Source organism: Vibrio sp. 704, assembly GCF_033339295.1.
Map to the genome: position 1 here is coordinate 1 of NZ_JAWOUH010000735.1, position 585 is coordinate 585.

At 48.0% G+C, this 585-nt stretch carries 1 protein-coding gene; it reads left to right on the forward strand.

The window, feature by feature from the left end:
- Positions 1 to 585, forward strand: a 585-nt coding sequence (locus tag R7R24_RS28815) for a hypothetical protein (protein WP_318120472.1), incomplete at both ends; no start/stop codon positions are given.

The window sequence follows — 585 nt, forward strand, 5'->3', positions numbered from 1 at the left end:
ACCAAGTCGAAGGCGTAGTTCGTGAAGAGTCGGTAGGTAACATTACCATCGGCGGTATCACCGTTATTCCAAACAGCTACCATCTTTCATTCAGCAAAACCGTGGATGAAGCAAGCTATGAGCCGGGTCAGCCATTGGTCTATCGCCTAACGATTGAAAACGATGGTAAGGGGAACGCGTACAATATTCCTGTGGTGGATCGCTTATCCAACATCACGGTGGAACTTGTTGATGGAACAAGTGAAAAGGCGTTTGATTCGGGCTGGACTATCGAGCAGAACATCGTCAGTGGTAGCGATAAAGCCATTCTCGATCTTGATGGTTCAGTTGAAAATAATCGAGATATCGACACGCATGCCTCCATCCCCGCAGGCACTAAAATTGAGTACAAAGTGACGGCGACGGTAAACAACAATGCAGTCGGTGAAATCCTCAACTTGTTGACCGTTGACGGCGATACTGTCAGTGCGAAGACGAAAGCATCGGCAGAGAAATACGACTTCGAAAAACACATTACCCGCTTCTTAGATCAAGACGGTGTTACTTCATTGAGCGGCGGTTACACGCCGGGCGGCTACATTGAGT